Origin of the sequence: Thermogemmata fonticola (genome assembly GCF_013694095.1) — a bacterium.
Taxonomy (GTDB): Bacteria; Planctomycetota; Planctomycetia; order Gemmatales; family Gemmataceae; genus Thermogemmata; species Thermogemmata fonticola.
In genome coordinates this window covers 183859-200924 of record NZ_JACEFB010000004.1, presented here as the reverse complement: position 1 = coordinate 200924, position 17066 = coordinate 183859, and the positions used below count along the sequence as shown (strand labels likewise).

The 17066-nt window shown below is 64.1% G+C and carries 14 protein-coding genes; 9 read left to right on the top strand and 5 right to left on the bottom strand.

Going from position 1 to position 17066, the window contains the following annotated elements:
- The first annotated feature begins 64 nt into the window (after positions 1–64).
- The 4 genes from H0921_RS08175 (at position 65) to H0921_RS18170 (ending at position 5161) form a co-directional block, all read left to right on the top strand.
- Positions 65–2284: an NfeD family protein gene (locus tag H0921_RS08175; protein WP_194537560.1), complete on the top strand. Its 2220-nt coding sequence runs from the start codon at positions 65–67 to the stop codon at positions 2282–2284.
- 92 nt (positions 2285–2376) lie between these two features.
- On the top strand, positions 2377–3030 hold the full coding sequence (locus H0921_RS08170; RefSeq protein ID WP_194537559.1) for an NfeD family protein: 654 nt from the start codon (positions 2377–2379) through the stop codon (positions 3028–3030).
- A 284-nt stretch (positions 3031–3314) separates the two neighbouring features.
- A complete protein-coding gene (gene floA, locus H0921_RS08165; protein ID WP_194537652.1) occupies positions 3315–4328 on the top strand; it encodes a flotillin-like protein FloA in 1014 nt (337 codons plus the stop codon).
- A gap of 125 nt (positions 4329–4453) precedes the next feature.
- Positions 4454–5161 carry a hypothetical protein gene (locus tag H0921_RS18170; RefSeq protein WP_261345460.1) on the top strand — a complete coding sequence of 236 codons (708 nt, stop codon included), beginning with the start codon at positions 4454–4456 and terminating at the stop codon, positions 5159–5161.
- A gap of 208 nt (positions 5162–5369) precedes the next feature.
- Here the strand turns inward: H0921_RS18170 and H0921_RS08155 are convergent, their stop codons facing one another.
- Positions 5370–6605 carry an LL-diaminopimelate aminotransferase gene (locus H0921_RS08155; protein ID WP_194537558.1) on the bottom strand — a complete coding sequence of 412 codons (1236 nt, stop codon included), beginning with the start codon at positions 6603–6605 and terminating at the stop codon, positions 5370–5372.
- Positions 6606–6995: 390 nt separating this feature from the next.
- On the opposite strand from H0921_RS08155, the gene H0921_RS08150 reads away from it, so the two are divergent.
- From H0921_RS08150 to H0921_RS08135, 4 genes are all read left to right on the top strand, one after another.
- Complete coding sequence (locus H0921_RS08150) at positions 6996–8330, top strand: MFS transporter (protein ID WP_194537557.1); 1335 nt, start codon at positions 6996–6998, stop codon at positions 8328–8330.
- Positions 8331–8340: 10 nt separating this feature from the next.
- Positions 8341–9774: an oxidoreductase gene (locus tag H0921_RS08145; protein WP_194537556.1), complete on the top strand. Its 1434-nt coding sequence runs from the start codon at positions 8341–8343 to the stop codon at positions 9772–9774.
- Between the two features lie 207 nt (positions 9775–9981).
- Positions 9982–10122: a hypothetical protein gene (locus H0921_RS08140; protein ID WP_194537555.1), complete on the top strand. Its 141-nt coding sequence runs from the start codon at positions 9982–9984 to the stop codon at positions 10120–10122.
- Positions 10123–10143: 21 nt separating this feature from the next.
- On the top strand, positions 10144–10473 hold the full coding sequence (locus H0921_RS08135) for a hypothetical protein (RefSeq protein WP_194537554.1): 330 nt from the start codon (positions 10144–10146) through the stop codon (positions 10471–10473).
- Positions 10474–10753: 280 nt separating this feature from the next.
- Here the strand turns inward: H0921_RS08135 and H0921_RS08130 are convergent, their stop codons facing one another.
- The 4 genes from H0921_RS08130 to H0921_RS08115 all read right to left on the bottom strand — a co-directional run bounded on the left by H0921_RS08130 (position 10754) and on the right by H0921_RS08115 (position 14638).
- The gene (locus H0921_RS08130) at positions 10754–11116 is read right to left on the bottom strand and encodes a hypothetical protein (protein WP_194537553.1); all 363 of its coding nucleotides are present in this window, start codon (positions 11114–11116) and stop codon (positions 10754–10756) included.
- A gap of 126 nt (positions 11117–11242) precedes the next feature.
- The gene (locus H0921_RS08125; RefSeq protein WP_228499225.1) at positions 11243–12001 is read right to left on the bottom strand and encodes a DUF1559 family PulG-like putative transporter; all 759 of its coding nucleotides are present in this window, start codon (positions 11999–12001) and stop codon (positions 11243–11245) included.
- Between the two features lie 484 nt (positions 12002–12485).
- Positions 12486–12677 carry a hypothetical protein gene (locus H0921_RS08120; protein WP_194537552.1) on the bottom strand — a complete coding sequence of 64 codons (192 nt, stop codon included), beginning with the start codon at positions 12675–12677 and terminating at the stop codon, positions 12486–12488.
- A gap of 122 nt (positions 12678–12799) precedes the next feature.
- Complete coding sequence (locus H0921_RS08115; protein WP_194537551.1) at positions 12800–14638, bottom strand: WD40 repeat domain-containing protein; 1839 nt, start codon at positions 14636–14638, stop codon at positions 12800–12802.
- A gap of 504 nt (positions 14639–15142) precedes the next feature.
- On the opposite strand from H0921_RS08115, the gene polX reads away from it, so the two are divergent.
- Complete coding sequence (polX, locus tag H0921_RS08110) at positions 15143–16933, top strand: DNA polymerase/3'-5' exonuclease PolX (RefSeq protein WP_194537550.1); 1791 nt, start codon at positions 15143–15145, stop codon at positions 16931–16933.
- Positions 16934–17066 lie beyond the last annotated feature (133 nt).

The following is a 17066-nucleotide window of genomic DNA, read 5'->3' as shown; positions in this document are numbered from 1 at the left end:
GAAGTGATTTTCTCGACCATGAAGACACGTAAGTTTGGTTTCCAGGCAGTGAGGAATGCAGACCATGATGGGGAGGGGCGCGGCAGTGACAGGAGGTAGCAGGTTCCGGCGGCCGGCCGTGGAGTTGTGGACCAGCTTGGCCCTGCTGCTGGCAGCGGCGAGCGGGCCGGCGGCCCAACCGGAAGTGTCGGAAGGACTCTTCATCACGGTGCCCAGTCCGATCACCAGCGAGGCCGTCGAACGGATTCAGAAGCAGATCGAAGCGCGGGAGCATGGAGGCCGCAGTCTGGGGGTGATCGTTTTTGACTTCAATCCCGATGGAAAGCCGGCGTGGACCGCTCGGCCCGGCGTCTGTAGCGACCTGACGAATCTGATCCGCAGTTTGCGGGGTCGGGCCACCACGGTGGCCTATGTGCACAATAAGGTGAGCGGCCATACAGTCATGCCCGTGCTGGCCTGCGACGAGATCGTCATGGGCCGCAACGGAGCGCTGGGGGAAATCACAGGACCAGGGATCGAACCGCCCCGCACCGAGTACGAGGGGTACTTCCTGCGCGGCGATCCTCGCTTTGGGGAGCAGCGCTTCGCTCTGATCAAGAAGATGTACGATCCCCAGGTGCAACTGCGTAAGGCCTCCGCCCGCAAGGACCCGAATCAGAAGGCGTATGTGGATGCCCGCGATCCGAACGTGGAGAAGCTCTACGTGGGCTTGGAGCCGGTGAGAGGCGTGGCGGATAACACGGTGGGTTTGTACACAGCGGAGGTAGCGCGGGACGTGGGTTTGCGGCGAGGGGCGCTCGTGGAGAGCCGGGCGGAAGTGGCGGAGATGTACGGCTTGCCGGCGGCGGTGGTACGGGATGATCCTTTGGGCGGGCGGACGCCGGAAGTTTTCACCTACGTGCTGCGGGGAAACGTCGACGGGGCGATGCGGGAATCGGTGCAGCGCGTGCTCCGCAATGTCCGCAGCCGGGGCGGGAATGTGCTCATCCTGGAGTTGCACTGCGGCGGCAACGATCTGGTGGCGGCCCGCGGCCTAGCCGAAGACCTCCGCGCCGCTCAGAGCGGCGACCAACCCTTGCAGATCATCGCCTTCATTCCTGAATCCGCCCCGGCCGCCGGGACGGTTGTGGCGTTGGGGTGTACCCAGATTGTCATGACGCTGCCTAAGCCGCCAGAAGGCGGCGGCGAACCGCTGCCCAGTGCCACCCTGGGCGATTTCAGCCGCTATGTGGAGTCGGCTCCGCCGAAAGACATCGAGGCGCATCGCCTCAGCTTGCGCGAGTTGGCCCGGCTGCAAGGGTATCCCGAAGTGCTCATCGACGGGATGCTGGATCGTCAGGTGGAAATTGTGCGGGCCGTGCGCAAAGACGATGCCCGGCAGCGCCGCCTCATGACCCGTGCCGACCTGGAAGCCCAACAGAACGAATGGCAACTGGACAAGGTCATTAAGCATCCGGGGGAATGGTTGGTGCTCGATGCCGCCTTGGCAAAGGACATTGGCGTGGCCCGTTACACCGTGACAGGAAAGCAGGTCAGCGAGGTGGCCACCCTCTTCGGCTTCCGCGAGCTGCGGCCGGCGGACCCCGGCTGGCTCGACCGCTTCGCTGAGTTCTTACGCAAACCGGTCGTGACGGTCTTGCTGGTCGTCATCGGCTTTACCGGTTTGATCCTGGAACTCAAGGTCCCCGGGCTGACCGTCCCCGGCATCGTGGCGGCTCTGTGCTTCATTCTGGTGTTCTGGTCCCAGTCGCGCTTCAGCGGCCAGACCTTTGTCCTGGCGCTGCTGCTATTCCTGTTAGGTCTGGTGCTGGTGGGCATCGAGATTTTTGTGCTGCCGGGTTTTGGTGCCCCTGGATTATTTGGTATTCTATCCATGCTCGCCGGGCTGGCGTTGGTCACTTTCGACCGTTTGCCGGAGAGCGGGGCGGAGTGGGGCCAACTCGGCTGGCGGATCCTGATGTACCTGCTGGCCATGTTGGGAGCGCTGTTGTCCGCGTTCCTGATCGCGCGGTTTCTCCCGAAGGTGCCGTATGCCAACCGGTTGATCTTGGAGGCCCCGGCGGAACGGGGAGAACGGGCCGTGGAGTTTCTGCCCGGTGCGGAAGAGGCAGCCGAACTGCTCGGCGCTATTGGGACCAGTCACACACCCTTGCGGCCCGCCGGCGTGGTCCGCTTCGGCGACAAATTCGTCGATGTGGTCTCCGATGGCAGCTTCATCCCCGCCGGCACGCGCGTCCAAGTGATCCAGGTAGAAGGGACTCGGATTGTGGTAAAGGAAGTCTAACGGGACTCGGAACCGGTGACGGAAGGCGGACGGGCCGGGTGGGGTAGTTGACTCGCCCCTGCTCCCCGATGCCAGTATGACAATAGACAGTCATGGACTACTTGACGCTTTCCCTGGTGCTCTTCGCGGTTGGGCTAGTGCTGCTGGTGGCGGAGATTTTCCTGCCCAGCGGCGGGATTCTGGTGGTCATTTCCCTGCTGGCCTTCGCAGGCGGAGTGGGGATTATCCTTTCGCAAGGGACGACCCTGGAGGCAGTCATTGCCATCACGGCCCTGTCGCTCGGATTGCCGACCGCTTTCTACTTTATCGTGGCGGCCTGGCGGCGCATGGCGATCGGCATGGTGCCTCCCGATACGGCGACGGCCCCCAGCACGATCCCCGCTGTGCTCGAATTGGAGGCCCTGAAGAACCGGGTGGGCAAGACTGTCTCACCGATGCGTCCTTCCGGGATCGTGGATTTTGGCAACAAGCGGGTGGATGCCCTCACCGAAGGCGAAATGCTGGAGGCCGGCGTCTGGGTCCGCTGCATCGATGTCAAGCCGGGGCGGGTCATTGTCCGCAAACTGGAAGTGCCGCCGGAAGCGCTCGAAGAAATCCAACCCCAAGGCGGCGCCTCCCCCGCGGCCCCGCCGGGTGCGGCACCGAGTGCCTCTCCTAGCTCTAGCAGTGCGGCGGACCCTCTGGTTTCCCCGCCTCCGGCCCGGCGCAGCGGCGACGACCTCGACCTGGACCTCGACCTGCGCTAATAGGCAGAGGAGCCGCCTTGGGACCCCGAACCTCGGCTTGGAAACCGACCTGCGCCGAACAGGGAGAGTCTCGACCAATACCCCGATCTTCGCTAAAAGGAATATCACGAGATCACGAACAACTGCATATAAGCCACTGAAACATCTTCCTTGCGCTGTGCTCCGAAGCTCTCAGGGAGAGAACTCTCGATCCGATATAAGGGAAGCCGACGATGAACACACTCCATTCCTTCCTCATGTTCGCCCAACAGAAAGCAGGCAGTGAGGGGATCAGCCAGGGGAACATGATCCTCATTGTCCTGGCCTTCGTGGCCGTCCTGATCATCCTGGTGTTCCTGTTCGTGTTCTTCAGCTTCATCCGCTTGTGGATTCAAGCGCTGCTCACCAAGGCCGACATTGGCATGGGAACCCTGATCGGGATGAAGCTGCGGAACGTGGACTATGCGATGATCGTGCGGCAGAAGATCGCTCTGGTGCAAGCCGGGGTCAAAGTCACGACGCAGGATTTGGAGTCTCACTATTTGGCCCGCGGGAATGTGCCGAAGACGGCCACGGCGGTCATCGCGGCGCACAAGGCCGGGCTGGAGCTGCCCTGGAAGACGGCGGCGGCCATCGATCTGGCAGGCCGCGACATCCTCGAAGCGGTCCGTACTAGCGTCAACCCCAAAGTCATCGACTGCCCGGACCCGTCCAAGGGAAAGCAGTTCCTGGATGCCGTGTGCAAAAACGGCATTCAGCTTTTGGCCAAGGCTCGCGTGACGGTCCGCACCAAGCTGGAGCGCCTGGTGGGCGGCGCCACCGAGGAAACAATCATTGCCCGTGTCGGGGAAGGCATCGTCAAGGCCATTGGTTCCGCCGATGATCACCGCCAGGTGCTGGCCAATCCCGGCATGATTTCCCAGACCGTGCTGCACAATGCCCTAGATGCCCAGACGGCCTTCGAGATCGTGTCGATTGACATCGCCCACATCGAGGTGGGGGAGAACATCGGGGCGAAGCTGCAAGCAGACCAGGCAGCGGCGGACCTGCGCGTGGCCCAGGCGGAAGCGGAGAAGCGGCGGGCGGCGGCGGTGGCTCGCGAACAGGAAATGCGCGCCCTGGTCGAAGAAAACCGCGCCAAAGTGGTCGAAGCCGAGGCGTTGATCCCCAAGGCGATTGCCGAAGCCTTCCTCCGCGGCCACCTCGGCGTCATGGATTATTATGCCCTACGCAATCTGCAATCCGACACGGCGATGCGCAATAACATCGCGGCCATGACCGGCGGCGGCAGTGAAGCCACTCCGGGACGTGCCAGTTGAACCGGGGCGTCGTGCTGTCCCGCCCGCTCCCGTGAGGGGGGACCGCTCGAAAGCCTCTGCCGCTCGCCCCGGCTGCTTCGGCTCCGCCAGGACGCGCCATTGTCACCATAAACTGAGGAGTGATCATGGGGGGACCGCTCATCTGGATCATTGTGGGGATCATCGTCCTATCCTCGGTGGTGGGGATGATCGCCAAGGTGCTCAGCAATTTCCAGGAACAGCAGCACCAGCAGCAGATGGGGCGTCCCCGTCCCGCCCGCCCCGTTCTTGGGGAAGAGGAAGGAGGCGCCTCCGGCCAAAAGGAGATGGAGCGCTTCCTGGCGGAGTTGGATCGGTTACGCGGCAAAAAGGAAAATGCCCGCAAGCCCTCCACACCGCCGCCGGCACCTGTGGTTGTTCCGGTGAAGAAACCGTCGCGCCCACGCCGAGTGGCGGAACCTCTGGCGTCTCCGCCCCCTCCGCCGCCGCCCCCTCCGCCGCCTCCTCCCCCTCCCCCGCCGCTGCCGTCGCGTGCGCCCGGCGGGGCTGAGCTGATGATGCCGGACCAGTTTGGAGCGCGTTCCACTCCGCCGCCTCCGCCTCCTCCTCCCCCTCCTCCGGTTGCTGTGCCCTACACCGCGACCGCGGCCACGCCTCCCAGCGGCGAGACCGGCGCTCCTGCCACCCAAGTCACCCGTTTCGCACCCCGTGCCCGCCCCGTTCCGAAAACCCCGTTGGCCAAAAACCTGACAACTCTGCTCTCGACGGGACAGGGGCTGGCGCTGGCGGTGATTTTGCAGGAAGTCCTCGGTCCCCCGAAATGCCGCCGCCCTCGCCGTCTGCCGCACGGATAAGCACCGGGTTTTCTCTCAAAGCAACGGCCTTTGCCGGGCTGCTTGCCGTAGCCCCTCCGGATGCCCTCGCCGAGCGCCGCCAGGCCGACTCGCCGCGCCGCGCGAACTCGACAGGGAGGACCGTTGAAGCTCGGATGCCCCAAAGCTCCGCCGGAGCGGCTCGAAGCCTTGGGAACTGCGCGAGCAGCTCCGACGAATGGAGCGCAGCTCAGGCGAATTGCAGGCGGAGGGTGGAAAGCCGCCGTACTGTTTCGGCCATCAGGGCATCCTCCGCCGTTTCATCGGGTGCGAAATAGGTGACGGAGAAGCGGAGATACGCCCCGGCATCATCCCACGGAACGGTGCAGATGCTTTGTTCCTGGATGAGGAAGTGGGCGGCCTCTTCGGCGGTGGCGAACCGGCGCTCTCCCGCGGCGATCGGAGCGGGGGTGTAGAGGAAGTAAGTGCCTCCGGGCATTTGGCAGCGGAAGCCGACCTGTTGCAAAGCGGCCACCAGTTTTTCCAGGCGGCGGCGATACTTGGCACGAATCCGCTGGGGAATATCAGGAGTGCGCAAAGCCAGGGCGGCGGCATGCTGGATGGCCATGAATTGGCCGCTGTCGGTGTTGTCCTTGACGTCGGCGTAGGCTTGCACAATCCGGGGATGGCCCGCGACGAAGCCCAGGCGCCAGCCGATCATGTCGAACCCCTTAGACATGGAATGGACTTCGACGCCCACCTCCTTGGCCCCGTCCACCTGGAGAAAGCTCAAGGGTTCCCCTTTGTAGGTGAGCAGGATGTGGGCGGCGTCCTGGATGACCACGATGCGGTGCCGGTGGGCGAAATCGATGACCCGCTGGTAGAACTCCCGGCTGGCCACCGCGCCCGTCGGGCTGTTGGGGTAATTGAGGACAAGCAATTTGGCCCGGCGAAGGATGTCGCCAGGGATGCTGTCCAGCTCAGGGTAAAAGCCGTTCTTCTCGTACAGCGGTAGGCGGTAGACTTCCCCGCCGAAGTAACGGGTCCAGGTTCCCGCCACGGGATAGCCGGGGACCGTCATGAGGGTGACATCGCCGGGGTTGATGAAGCAAGCGGGCAGCAGGGCATACGCCGGTTTGGAACCGATGCAGTGGCAGATTTCTGTCATCGGATCAAGGCGGACGCCGAATTGCCGCTCCATGAACTCCGCCGCTGCTTCGCGATAGGCCATGATGCCGTTGTCGGCGTAGCCGCGGTTTTCCAGCTTGTTGGCTTCGCGGGCCAGCGCTTCGCGGATGCGCGGGTCCGCCATGTCGTCATTCTCGCCGATGCCAAAATCCAGCAGCGGCCGCTCTGGATGCTCGGCTAGCACCTTCCGCTTGGCTCGCTTGATCTTCTCGAATTTGTAGATCTCCGTCCCCTTGCCGTAGTTGGCCCCCCCGATCCGTTCGGCAAACAAATCCTGAAACCACGGGTCTGCTGCCATGGTGGGTCACTCCCTCGCAGATCACTGTCCAAGTCGATGCCCGGTCCGGACCAGGCTCTGTCACTGCCCTGCGGCACGAGCCTTCTCCCCTCAAGTCGGTCGCAATTTCGGCTTCCTGGGGAGCCGGTCGCGCCCCCGCAGCCAGGCCGAGGCTAGCCCGCCATCAACCGGAATAATTGTTGTAGCAATCTGCCCTGCTCGGTGACGAGGCGTCCGCGGGGTCTCCCCTACCGCAGCGACGGGGTTTGTATAACGTGATTCAGGCGGCTTCGCGGCCCAGGACAGGAAACACTCGCCCGCCCTGGCAGGGGAATGTTCCCGGTTGGAATCCCTGGGGTGGAAGCGGGGAAGCGGAGCAGGCGGGGGCCATCAGGGAAAGGAGCAACTCCGGTGGATGCGGGAGGGCAGGGAAGTGGTGAAACGGGGAGTACAGGCCGGCGCCGCTGGATCGTTCCCTGGCAATTGGCGGGGATGATGTTTTTACAATACTTCGGCCTGGGGGCGTGGGTCGTTCCGTTGACGCGCTATTTGCAAGCCCCGACGGCGGAGGGAGGGCTGGGATTTGACCCGTTCCAGGTCGCCCTGGTTTACAGCACCTTTGCCTTTGGGGCCTTGGCCGCGCCGCTCCTGGTCGGTCCGCTGGCGGATCGCTGGTTCGCCGTGGAACGTGTCTTGGCCGTCACGCACGCGGGCATGGCGGTGCTCATGACCCTGGCCGCTTGGGCCTGCATCTCTCCGCTCACGGGACCAGAGGCGACTCTGACCCTGCTGTTTGTCAGTCTGCTTGGTTACGCCATCGGTTGCCAGATCACCCTAACGCTGACCAACGTCATCAGCTTCCGCAATCTGGAAGATCGCGCCGGGACCTTCTGGTATGTGCGCTTGACAGGGACGTTGGGCTGGATTGTGTCCGGTTTCGTAGTGGGCTGGCTCTTGGAACCGGTGTCGGTGCAGCCGTTGGGAGTGGCGGCGGTGGCTTCCGGGATGCTAGCCCTGCTCGCTCCGGGTCTGCCCCATACCCCTCCCAAGGGTTATGGCCGGCCGATCCGCGAGGTGCTCGGTTTGCCTGCCGTGCAATTGTTCACGCAGCGGTCCCTGGTGGTCTTTGCGGTGGTGCTGTTTGTCGGCGGGGCGATGAATCAGTTCTACACCGTCTTCACTTCCCGCTATCTGGCGGACCTGGGAGTGCAGGCGGACCTGGGGAGGTGGGGGCGGTGGACGCCGGAGCTAATCATGACCCTGGCCCAGTGGTGCGAGATGGGTTGCATGGCCGTGACACCGTGGCTGTTGCACCGGCTGGGCTTGAAGCGGGTGATGCTGCTGGGTCTGGCGGGGTGGCTCCTGCGCAATGCCTTGCTTTACAGCGGCTGGCGGGCCGGGATTGTCGCCATCGCCTTGCCCATGCATGGCTGGAGCTATGCCTTTTACACACTGGTGGGAATGCATTATGTGGATCGGCAAGCTCCGCCGCACTTGCGAGCCGGCGCCCAAGCCCTGGTGACCTTTCTGGCTCATGGCCCGGCTATCCTGGCGGGCAACCTGCTGGCGGGGATGATCGTCGCGGCCCACCGGCACGAGCTGTGGACCGACTGGGAAGCCGTCTGGCGCTGGCCGTTGCTGGCGTATCTGGCCATCCTGCTCCTCTTCGCCGCCTTGTTCCGGGAAGGACAGGCTTCTAGTGTGTCTCCAACTGGGTTCGCACCCTCCCGGCAGTCCCGCGCGTGAGTTGGCACCTATGGCAACCTTCTTCCACTACAAGACGATAGCGGACATCGAGGCGGAAAATGCCCGCTTGGGGATCGACCTGCGCTTCTCCGAGGACCTCGCGCCGCTGTGGCAGCCGCTGGAGATCGCCGGGCGGCGGCTGGGCAACCGCTGGTGCATCCACCCGATGGAAGGCTGCGACGGGGAGCTGGACGGCCGGCCCGGTGAACTGACCTTTCGCCGCTACCAGCGTTTCGGGGCTGGCGGAGCCAAACTCATCTGGGGCGAGGCGTGCGCGGTGGTCCAGGAGAGCCGGGCCACCCCTCGGCAATTGTGGCTCAACGAGCAGACGGTGGGGGACTTCGCCCGCCTGGTGGACACCTGCCGGCAGGCCCACCGCCAGGCCGGGGAAAACGACAACGATCTGCTCATCGGCCTGCAACTGACCCACTCCGGCCGCTACAGCTATCCCCGCCCTCTGCTGGCTACCCACGACCCGCTCTTGGTCGGGCGATACGGTGTCACCGCGGAGACACCGCTCTTAAGTGATGACGACCTGCTCCGGCTGGTGGATGCGTATGTGGCCGCCGCGCGCCTTGCCGTTCAGGCGGGCTTCGACTTTTTGGACATCAAACAATGCCACCGCTATCTCTTCAGCGAGTTGCTCGGCGCACGCAATCGTCCGGGGCGCTTCGGCGGCTCCTTAGAAAACCGCACGCGCCTGATCCGCCTGGTCCTCGAAGCGGTCCGGGCCGTTCTGCCTTCCCACGTCTTGCTCGCCACCCGCATCAACGTTTATGACGGCATCCCCTATCAAGCCAATGGCCAGCCTGTGCCCTTCACCACGCCGTTGGCTAACGGCTGGGGCATGAATCTGGACGACCCCTTCCAGCCCGATCTGCGGGAACCGATCGAGTGGATCGGCCAGATGCGGGCGCTCGGCGTGGTGCTGGTGAACATCAGCATGGGCAATCCGTATGCCCAGCCGCATATCGGGCGTCCGTTTGAGTATCCTCCGCCGGATGGCTACCCGGCGCCGGAGCATCCGCTGGTGGGAGTCGATCGCCATTTCCGTCTCACCGCGGCGGTGCAGCAGGCGTTTCCCGACCTGGTCGTGGTCGGCACGGGCTACAGCTACTTGCAGGAGTTTTTCCCTTATGCGGGGGCAGCCAACATCCGCGATGCGCGCGTCACCTGCGTGGGATTAGGGCGGCTGTCCCTGGCTCAACCCGATTGGGTCCGCCAGCTCCGCGAGCATGGCCGGCTCGACCGCAAGCGCATCTGCCGCACCTTCAGCTACTGCACTGCTCTGATGCGGGCCAAGCAGCATCCCTTGGGCCAGTTTCCCACGGGCTGCCCGCCCTTCGACAAGGAGGTGTACGGCCCAATCTGGAAGCAGGTGCAAGCCTTGCAGCCGCCGCGCCGCACCCCAGAGCCGCCACCGGCTGAGTCCAGCTCGGCCTAATCCCCCCGCCGCTCTGGCCGTAGGATGGGTTCCCTCCACTTCGTCCTGACATCCCTTGTGCCATGACACCCCGACGCCCTGATACCAGACCGTCACAGTCGCCGCGATCGCCAGGATCGTTTTTTCGCTGGTTAGGGATGATGACGGAGGGTTACACTGAAGGGGTCAATTCCCTCTCCTCGTGCAAATCTTAGTTGGGGGCGAGCCATGAAGCGGCGGGTTGGCAGCACTATTGCGTTCGCTCTGGCCGCTGTGTGGCTGCTAAGCGGGGGGCCAAATCTGGGTCAATCCAGTGAATCAGCGGAGAAAGACAAACTCCGTCGCATGCCGGAGGAGGTGGTCAAGTAATGGCGTGCGGCGGGTGCCCAAGTGGGCTGGCTTCGCGTCACGGAAGATCGATTCATTCAGTTCGTGGAAGAGCGTGAGGCGAAAGCGGGGGACCTGCCGCGGTTTCGGTTCAGGATTTGGCCAGAGGATGGCGCGAGAGAAAAGCTCCCCGATCCCCGCATGCCCTTCGGCCTAGACCTGAGCGGCACCGCAATCACGGACGCGGACCTGAAGAAATGGACCGACGTGGGCCTGAAGGAATTGACCCAACTCCAAAACCTGCGATGGCTGGACCTGAGCAACACCCAAGTCACGGCTGCGGGTGTCCAGGAACTGCAAAAAGCCTGGCCGCGTTGTCAGATCATCCGCTGATTCGACAGGCATCGTGGGATGTTCCTATCAGAGCATCGATTAATCCAGCACGCGGCGGAGGAGGGGGACCGAAGGAGGTTTGTGCTGGTCCTACGGCCAGGGTCCATGCGGTGGTCGCGCACGGCGGATGACATCTCTGACAGGGGCGTGTCCATAAGTAGTGCCCGCCTCGCTGCGGCCACCTCGCTGTTCAGGCCGTTAGCTGTTCGGGTGTTACTGGCGGGGCGGCGCGTCGCAGAAACGCTCAGTGCCCACCATTCCACCTGCAACGGCCATAAGCTTAGCGGCGCGCCCCGGGCCGGAGTTGATCCTCGGCGAGGCGGAAGCTTTCCCGCTCGGCGCGCTCCCACTGGCCGGCGCGGGCCAGCCCCACGATAAAGCGGAAGGCTTCCTCTTCCCGCGGCGTGAGGATGCCCTGCTGGGCCAGGCGGTCCACCTCCGCTTCGACAGCGGTCAGGCGGCCTTCGTGGCGGGTGTTGCAAGCGGTGTACAGCCGCCGGGCCAGACTCAGGGCTTCAGGGCTGGTTACCTGGGGATACTTGCGGCATCCCGGCCACCAGACCACCGCTGCGGCCACTGCCAGCACACCGAGCAGCACCCAAAGCCAGGGGCGGGGCCGCTCCGCTTCGCTTCGCTTTGCCATCGCCGCTTGCCTCCTTCTGGGAATGACACGTCGATATCCGTATCAGCTTGTCCCTGCGCTCACGGGATGTTCGGAGAGCTGGGGTTTCCAGGTTCAAAAGTCCTTGGGTTCGGAAGCCTCTTCGGGTCAGAAATCCCCCGGCAGGTCGCCGGCGCGCATGCTGCACAAAGCGGCCCAGGTGTCGAGGTGGATCGAGGTTGGAATGAAGCGCACGCTGCCATCGCCGAGCAGGACATTGCCTCCCGGCCAGGGGGCGTACATCTGGCACACATGGCAGGTGGGGAAACTGGGGGGATGGATGACGCCCGGTTCCGTTTCCGCCGGGCCGCTGTGGCATAGCACGAGGGTCGCTGCTCTGTCGCAGGCGGTGAAGGGGTAGCGCTGCGGGTCCAGCGGGCAGACTGCCGCACCGGGGACGACGCCGACCCAGGTCTTGTCGCTGATGGTCGTGTGTTCGCCGAGGAAGACCGTGTTGCTCAGGCCATCCTGGACGGTGGCGATCCGCGTGCGCGAATTGCGGTAGAAGGGGCCGATTCCTGGCAGTTGGCCCAGATCGGCTAAGGGATAAGCCCAGGATTCCGGCTGGCCGTTGTTGGCCACATAGTGACAGCGCCCGAACACCGCCAGGGCGGCCCCAGAAGCATCGCGGACCGTCATCGTGGGATCGGCGTTGGGCGCAGCGGGACAGAGGAAGACGGGAATGGTTCGGCTCACGGCGGGGAGCTGGCTTGGGTCCCAGCAGGGCAAGTCCCAGCGAATCTGCCGGTGAAGGGCTTCCTGTTCCAGATACGGCAAGAGGAAAGCGGCCCAACCCCAACCCGGGGCGGTATCGACCGCCACCGCCGGACCGCCCCAGCGCCCGGACTGATACCCCGGCGGGAACATCCCTTCCGCGTCTTGGTACCCATGCAGGCCAGACCGAGCTGACGCAGATGGTTTTGGCTTTGCAAGCGGGCCGCCGCTTGACGCACCTGTTGCACCGCCGGTAGCAGCAGGCTAATCAGCAGCCCCATCACGGCGATCGCCACCAGCAGTTCCACCAGAGACATACCGGCTTCATTCCTTCGCCTCATGGCCTTTTCCTCCCGGACTTTGTTACGGAAGACCTTTCCTGGCTATTTAGCCTAAACTAAATGAAAAATTTGTCAATCCTCAATGTGCAAGGCAGCGGAGGACCTCGTGCCGCCGCTCAGGGCGGTCCTCGCTGAAAGGATCCAGCCGGGTGTTCCTCCGAGAAGCGAAGGGCAGAAGGATCAGTGCAGATTCCCCTCCTGTGCCGCCCCGGAGGGGGGAAAGGCCCCATGCGGGTCAGCCGGCAAAGCGCACAAAGAGAGGGGGAAGGAAGGAGAGGAGGGCTGCCACTCCGGTGTCACTCGCGGAGCCAGACAAAGCCCAAGGTGAGCAGGGCAACTCCGATCAGTCCGACTCCCATCGCGGGCAGGGACCAATCGGGGGTCAGATGCAGGGGAGTGGTGGCCCCGGTGGTGAGGACATGAGCGCCGCCCCATAAGGCACCGCCTAAACCGGTCAGGGCGAGCAGCAAGCCGAGGAATCGCTTCATGGCGTTGCCTCCTCCAGGTGTCAATCCAGGTAGATGTTGTTTGGGCGACGGGTTTGATTTTTTCTGGGGCGATTGGACTGGAAAACCGGTTGCGGTTTCCAGCAAGCTGTTACTCGCAGAGGTCACTCCTCCAGGAAGGCGGCCAGGCGGACGGCGCAGGCCATACCGTTGGCCAAGCCGAGGAACAGGCGGCGGCTGTCCGGGGAGAAGACCACGCTTTCCACGGTCATTTCCATCTCGCGGATGATGCGTGTTTGGCCGTCGTAGGGGGTCCAGATGCGGACCGTCTGATCCTCTCCGCAGGCGGCGATGTAGCGCCCGCAGGGGGAGCAGGCGACATCCAGCAGGCGTCCGGAAGGGCCGGGCAGAACCAGGGCTTCTTGACCGCTGGCGGCGTCCCACAGATACACCTGGCCGTCCAGGCCCGCGCCGATCCACCACCGCCCCTGCGGGTCCGCTGCCAGTGCGGTGACACCGGTGTCCAGGACATACTGTTGTTCCCGTGTAGGCAGATGCCAGACGACGACCGCTCCGTTGCGTTGGCCGGTGGCGAGATAATCCAGTCCGCCGGCGGCAAGCCTTTGACCATCGGGGTGAAAGCAAAGGCCTTCCAGCGTGCACCCGTCGGCGGCCTCGATGAGGATGAGTTCCGGCTGAGCGCTGGCGGTGTTCCAAATCCAGACGAGGCCATCGGCGGGGCTGGTGTGGGCCAGGCGTCGGCCATCGGGGGCGAAGGCGAGCTGGCCGATCGGGGGTTTGGTCGCTTCCAGCAGCACCGGCGGTGCGTCTGGGCGGCTCAGATCGTAAAGGTGGGTGAAGTGATCGGTGCCGCCGAAGGCTAGATACCGTCCCTCCGGACTAGCCGCCACACTGGACGCGTTGAGACTGGGGCAAGGTTCCGCCGGGGCGCCGGTCTCGGCATCCCAGAGGCGTGCCCGGCCCGCAAAGACGGAGGCCAGGCGGAGGCGTTCGCCAGAGAGCCAGGCCAGGCGGTGACGGTGCCCACGGGAGCCGCCGGCGACCACCGTGCGTCGTTCGACATCCCAAATTAAGATGACGCCGTCGGCGCTGGCACTGGCCAATCGTTGCCCATCGGTGGAAAACGCCAGGCAGCGCACCTCGTCGGCGTGCCCGCGCAGAATCCCCGCCAATTGGGCCTGCACCGGGTCCGTCCAGAGGTGGATGGCAAAATCGGAATCGGCACAGGCCAGGTACCGGCCATCCGGGCTGTAGGCCAGGGCGACGACTTGCTCCGCGTGGCTGTTCAGGAGCATCAGCGGGTCCGCCTGCCCCACCTGCCAGACCCGGGCGGAGCTATCCCAGCCGGCGGAGATGAGCCAGCGGCCATCAGGACTCCAGGTCAAGGCGGCGATCCGGTCGGGGTGGCCCTGCCATTGGGCGCGCAGCTCGCCGGTGGTCAGGTCCCAGACGTAGATGTGGCGATCTTCTCCCGCGGCAGCGAGCAGTGCGCCATCCGGCGAGGGAGCGACGGCGGCGCACGGCTGTCCACGGCCGGCCAAGACTCGGAGTAACTGTCCCCGGCGGACATCCCAGACACGAACGCTGCCATCTTCATGACCACTGGCTAGCCATGCGCCGCTGGTACTCCAGGCCAGCGCCGTGATCCACTCCCCGCCACTCCAGCGCCCCACACATTCCCCGCTGCGGACATCCCAAATCAGGACTTCGTCGCTGCCCCCCGCTACATACTGAGCCTGCGCACTGAAACTCCACACGGTCATCAGATCGCTCAAATAATACCGCCCTTGCAGCCGCCCCTGGGCCGACCATCGCCGCAATATCCCTTGCTCTTCCACCGACCAGAGGGCGCCATCCCGGTCAAACGCCAGAGCCAGCACTTCACTGCACACCCGCAATTCCGCTTCCCCATACACCCGTTCCACATAGTCTGGGAGCGGAACGTTCCCTCGGTTCGCATCGATCAGAGAAAAGAGCGACATCTCCTGGCTTCCCTCCCAAGGCATCCGATGGAGCGCAGGACCCGCCTGCTTGAACCGCTGGATGGATTCCCTCGCCTCGAACCGCCGGGGCTATTCCCTCGTCGCCTGAGGTGCCACGGGGGGCTTGGCGCCTGCATCATCCTCGCCTCAGCGGTTCCTCACCTTGCTTACAGTCTAGTACACTTTTTTCAGGCAGGAGTGAAAACCCTGCCTTGGAACTGTCCAAACAACTTGGCCTGACCCGGCCTGGTCCCTCCTCGCTGTAGCTTGCCTCCGATGCCCGCGCTCCGACGCTGGTCCAAAGGCTTCGCCTGGGAAGGGGTCGGCTTCCGGCTCCGTTTGCTTGAACCGTGGCGAAAGGATGGTAACTACCGATCTCCACCGGTTCCCAACGGTTGCGGAAAGATTCCCAGGCCGGTGGGTCATTTGCTAGGATCAAAACAGGGGGCAGCCGAAACCCTGATGAAGTGGACGGCGGTCGAGAAAAGGAGGCGGATCAGACCGATGACCAAAGAGGAAGTGGCGGCGGCACTGGATGAGATCGGGACGCTGCTGGAGCTGAAGGGGGAGAACCCTTTCCGCTGCAACGCCTATCACCAGGCAGCCCGGATGATCCAGCAACTGGAGGGTGATCTGCACGAGTTGGTCGCTTCCGGCAAGTTGGCGGAGGTTCGAGGCATTGGCGAGGCGCTCCAGGAGAAGATCGCCACCCTGGTGACCACAGGCCGCCTGTCGTTTCTGGACGAGTTACGTGCTTCGGTCCCGGCGGGGATGGTCCAGATGCTGCGCATTCCCGGCCTCGGCCCGAAGAAGGTGAAGGCCCTCTACGAGCAGTTGCACGTCCGGGACATTGGCGAATTGAAGGCGGCCTGCGAACGGGGGGAGGTGGCACGTCTCAAGGGGTTCGGAGACAAGACGCAGGCGAAAATCCTGGAAGGGATCGAGTTCCTCCAGAGGCAGGGGCAGCGGGTGCGCTTGGATCAGGCATTGCCGCTGGCGGAGGAACTGATGGAGCAACTGCGCCGCGGGGGGCACGTGCAGCAGATCGCCGTCTGCGGGAGCGTCCGCCGCCGCCGGGAAACAGTCCATGATCTGGACATTCTGGTGTGCAGTGAAGCTCCGCAGCCGGTGATGGACCGCTTTGTGCGGCTGCCGCAAGTTCAACAGGTACTGGCTCAGGGTCCTACCCGCTCCAGCGTGGTGTTGGTTCAGCACATCCAGGGAGAAAAGATCACCTTACAGGCGGACCTGCGCATCGTGACTCCCTCCCAGTATCCCTACGCGTTGCTGTATTTCACGGGCAGTAAGGAGCACAATATCCGGCTGCGCCAGCGGGCCTTGTCTCGCGGCTGGACGTTGAACGAGTACATGATGGGCACGGAGTCCCAGCCGATCCTGGCGAAGACGGAAGAAGAGATTTATGCCGCTTTGGGTTTGGCCTACATTCCGCCGGAGTTGCGTGAGGACACGGGGGAGATCGAGGCGGCCGAGCGGGGAGAATTGCCGGTTTTGGTGGAAGAGAGCGACCTGCGGGGCGTATTCCACTGCCACACCACTGCCAGTGACGGCCGAGCGACCCTGGAGGAGATGGCCCTTGCCGCCGAACGCCTGGGACTGGAATACCTGGGCATCGCCGATCATTCGCAATCGCTGACGGTGGCCGGGGGGTTGTCCCCGCAAGCGGTCCGAGACCAATGGCAGCAGATCGACCGCCTCAACGCTCGCCTCCACAAAGTACGCCTGCTCAAAGGTACGGAGGTAGACATTCTCGACGATGGCAGCCTGGATTATCCGGACGAGCTGCTGGCCGGGTTCGACTATGTCGTGGCTAGTGTCCACACACATTTCCAGATGTCCCGCGAAGCGATGACGGCGCGCGTCTGCAAAGCCCTGGCCCATCCGGCGGTAACCATGCTCGGCCATCCCACCGGGCGGCTGCTGCTCAAACGCGACGGCTACAAGATCGATCTGGAGGCGGTCCTTCGCACCGCGGCCCAGTATGGCAAAATGATCGAAATCAACGCTCAGCCCCAGCGCCTGGACCTGGATTGGCTCCATGTCAAGCAAGCCCGCGCTCTGGGCGTGCCGCTGGTGATCAACCCGGACGCCCACGCCCTCCCAGAGCTGGAATACGTCCGCTACGGCGTGATGGTGGCTCGCCGCGGCTGGCTGGAACGCCGCCAGGTCTTCAATACCCGCTCGTTGCCAGAGGTTCTAGAAGAGTTGCAGCGGCGCAAGCAAGCCTGGCTCTCGGCTTCACCCGCCCGCAAGAAATCCGCCCATCGTTCCCACTAGGCGAGTCTCCCATGCGCTGCTTCCCGCCCTCATCCCAGGACAGGGTCGGTTTCAAGAGGGAACAGGACCCGACTGAGCGGGATCGAACTGAACGGGACCAGACGAGCAGGAGGCCGGGGACGGGGAAGGGGCG

Excerpts from the sequence above, each read along its gene's own strand:
- H0921_RS08175 (WP_194537560.1), top strand. The coding sequence starts at position 65 with ATGATGGGGAGGGGCGCGGCAGTGACAGGAGGTAGCAGGTTCCGGCGG.
- H0921_RS08170 (WP_194537559.1), top strand. The coding sequence starts at position 2,377 with ATGGACTACTTGACGCTTTCCCTGGTGCTCTTCGCGGTTGGGCTAGTG.
- floA (WP_194537652.1), top strand. The coding sequence starts at position 3,315 with ATGATCCTCATTGTCCTGGCCTTCGTGGCCGTCCTGATCATCCTGGTG.
- H0921_RS18170 (WP_261345460.1), top strand. The coding sequence starts at position 4,454 with ATGGGGGGACCGCTCATCTGGATCATTGTGGGGATCATCGTCCTATCC.
- H0921_RS08155 (WP_194537558.1), bottom strand. The coding sequence starts at position 6,605 with ATGGCAGCAGACCCGTGGTTTCAGGATTTGTTTGCCGAACGGATCGGG.
- H0921_RS08145 (WP_194537556.1), top strand. The coding sequence starts at position 8,341 with ATGGCAACCTTCTTCCACTACAAGACGATAGCGGACATCGAGGCGGAA.
- H0921_RS08140 (WP_194537555.1), top strand. The coding sequence starts at position 9,982 with ATGAAGCGGCGGGTTGGCAGCACTATTGCGTTCGCTCTGGCCGCTGTG.
- H0921_RS08130 (WP_194537553.1), bottom strand. The coding sequence starts at position 11,116 with ATGGCAAAGCGAAGCGAAGCGGAGCGGCCCCGCCCCTGGCTTTGGGTG.
- H0921_RS08125 (WP_228499225.1), bottom strand. The coding sequence starts at position 12,001 with ATGTTCCCGCCGGGGTATCAGTCCGGGCGCTGGGGCGGTCCGGCGGTG.
- H0921_RS08120 (WP_194537552.1), bottom strand. The coding sequence starts at position 12,677 with ATGAAGCGATTCCTCGGCTTGCTGCTCGCCCTGACCGGTTTAGGCGGT.
- H0921_RS08115 (WP_194537551.1), bottom strand. The coding sequence starts at position 14,638 with ATGTCGCTCTTTTCTCTGATCGATGCGAACCGAGGGAACGTTCCGCTC.
- polX (WP_194537550.1), top strand. The coding sequence starts at position 15,143 with ATGACCAAAGAGGAAGTGGCGGCGGCACTGGATGAGATCGGGACGCTG.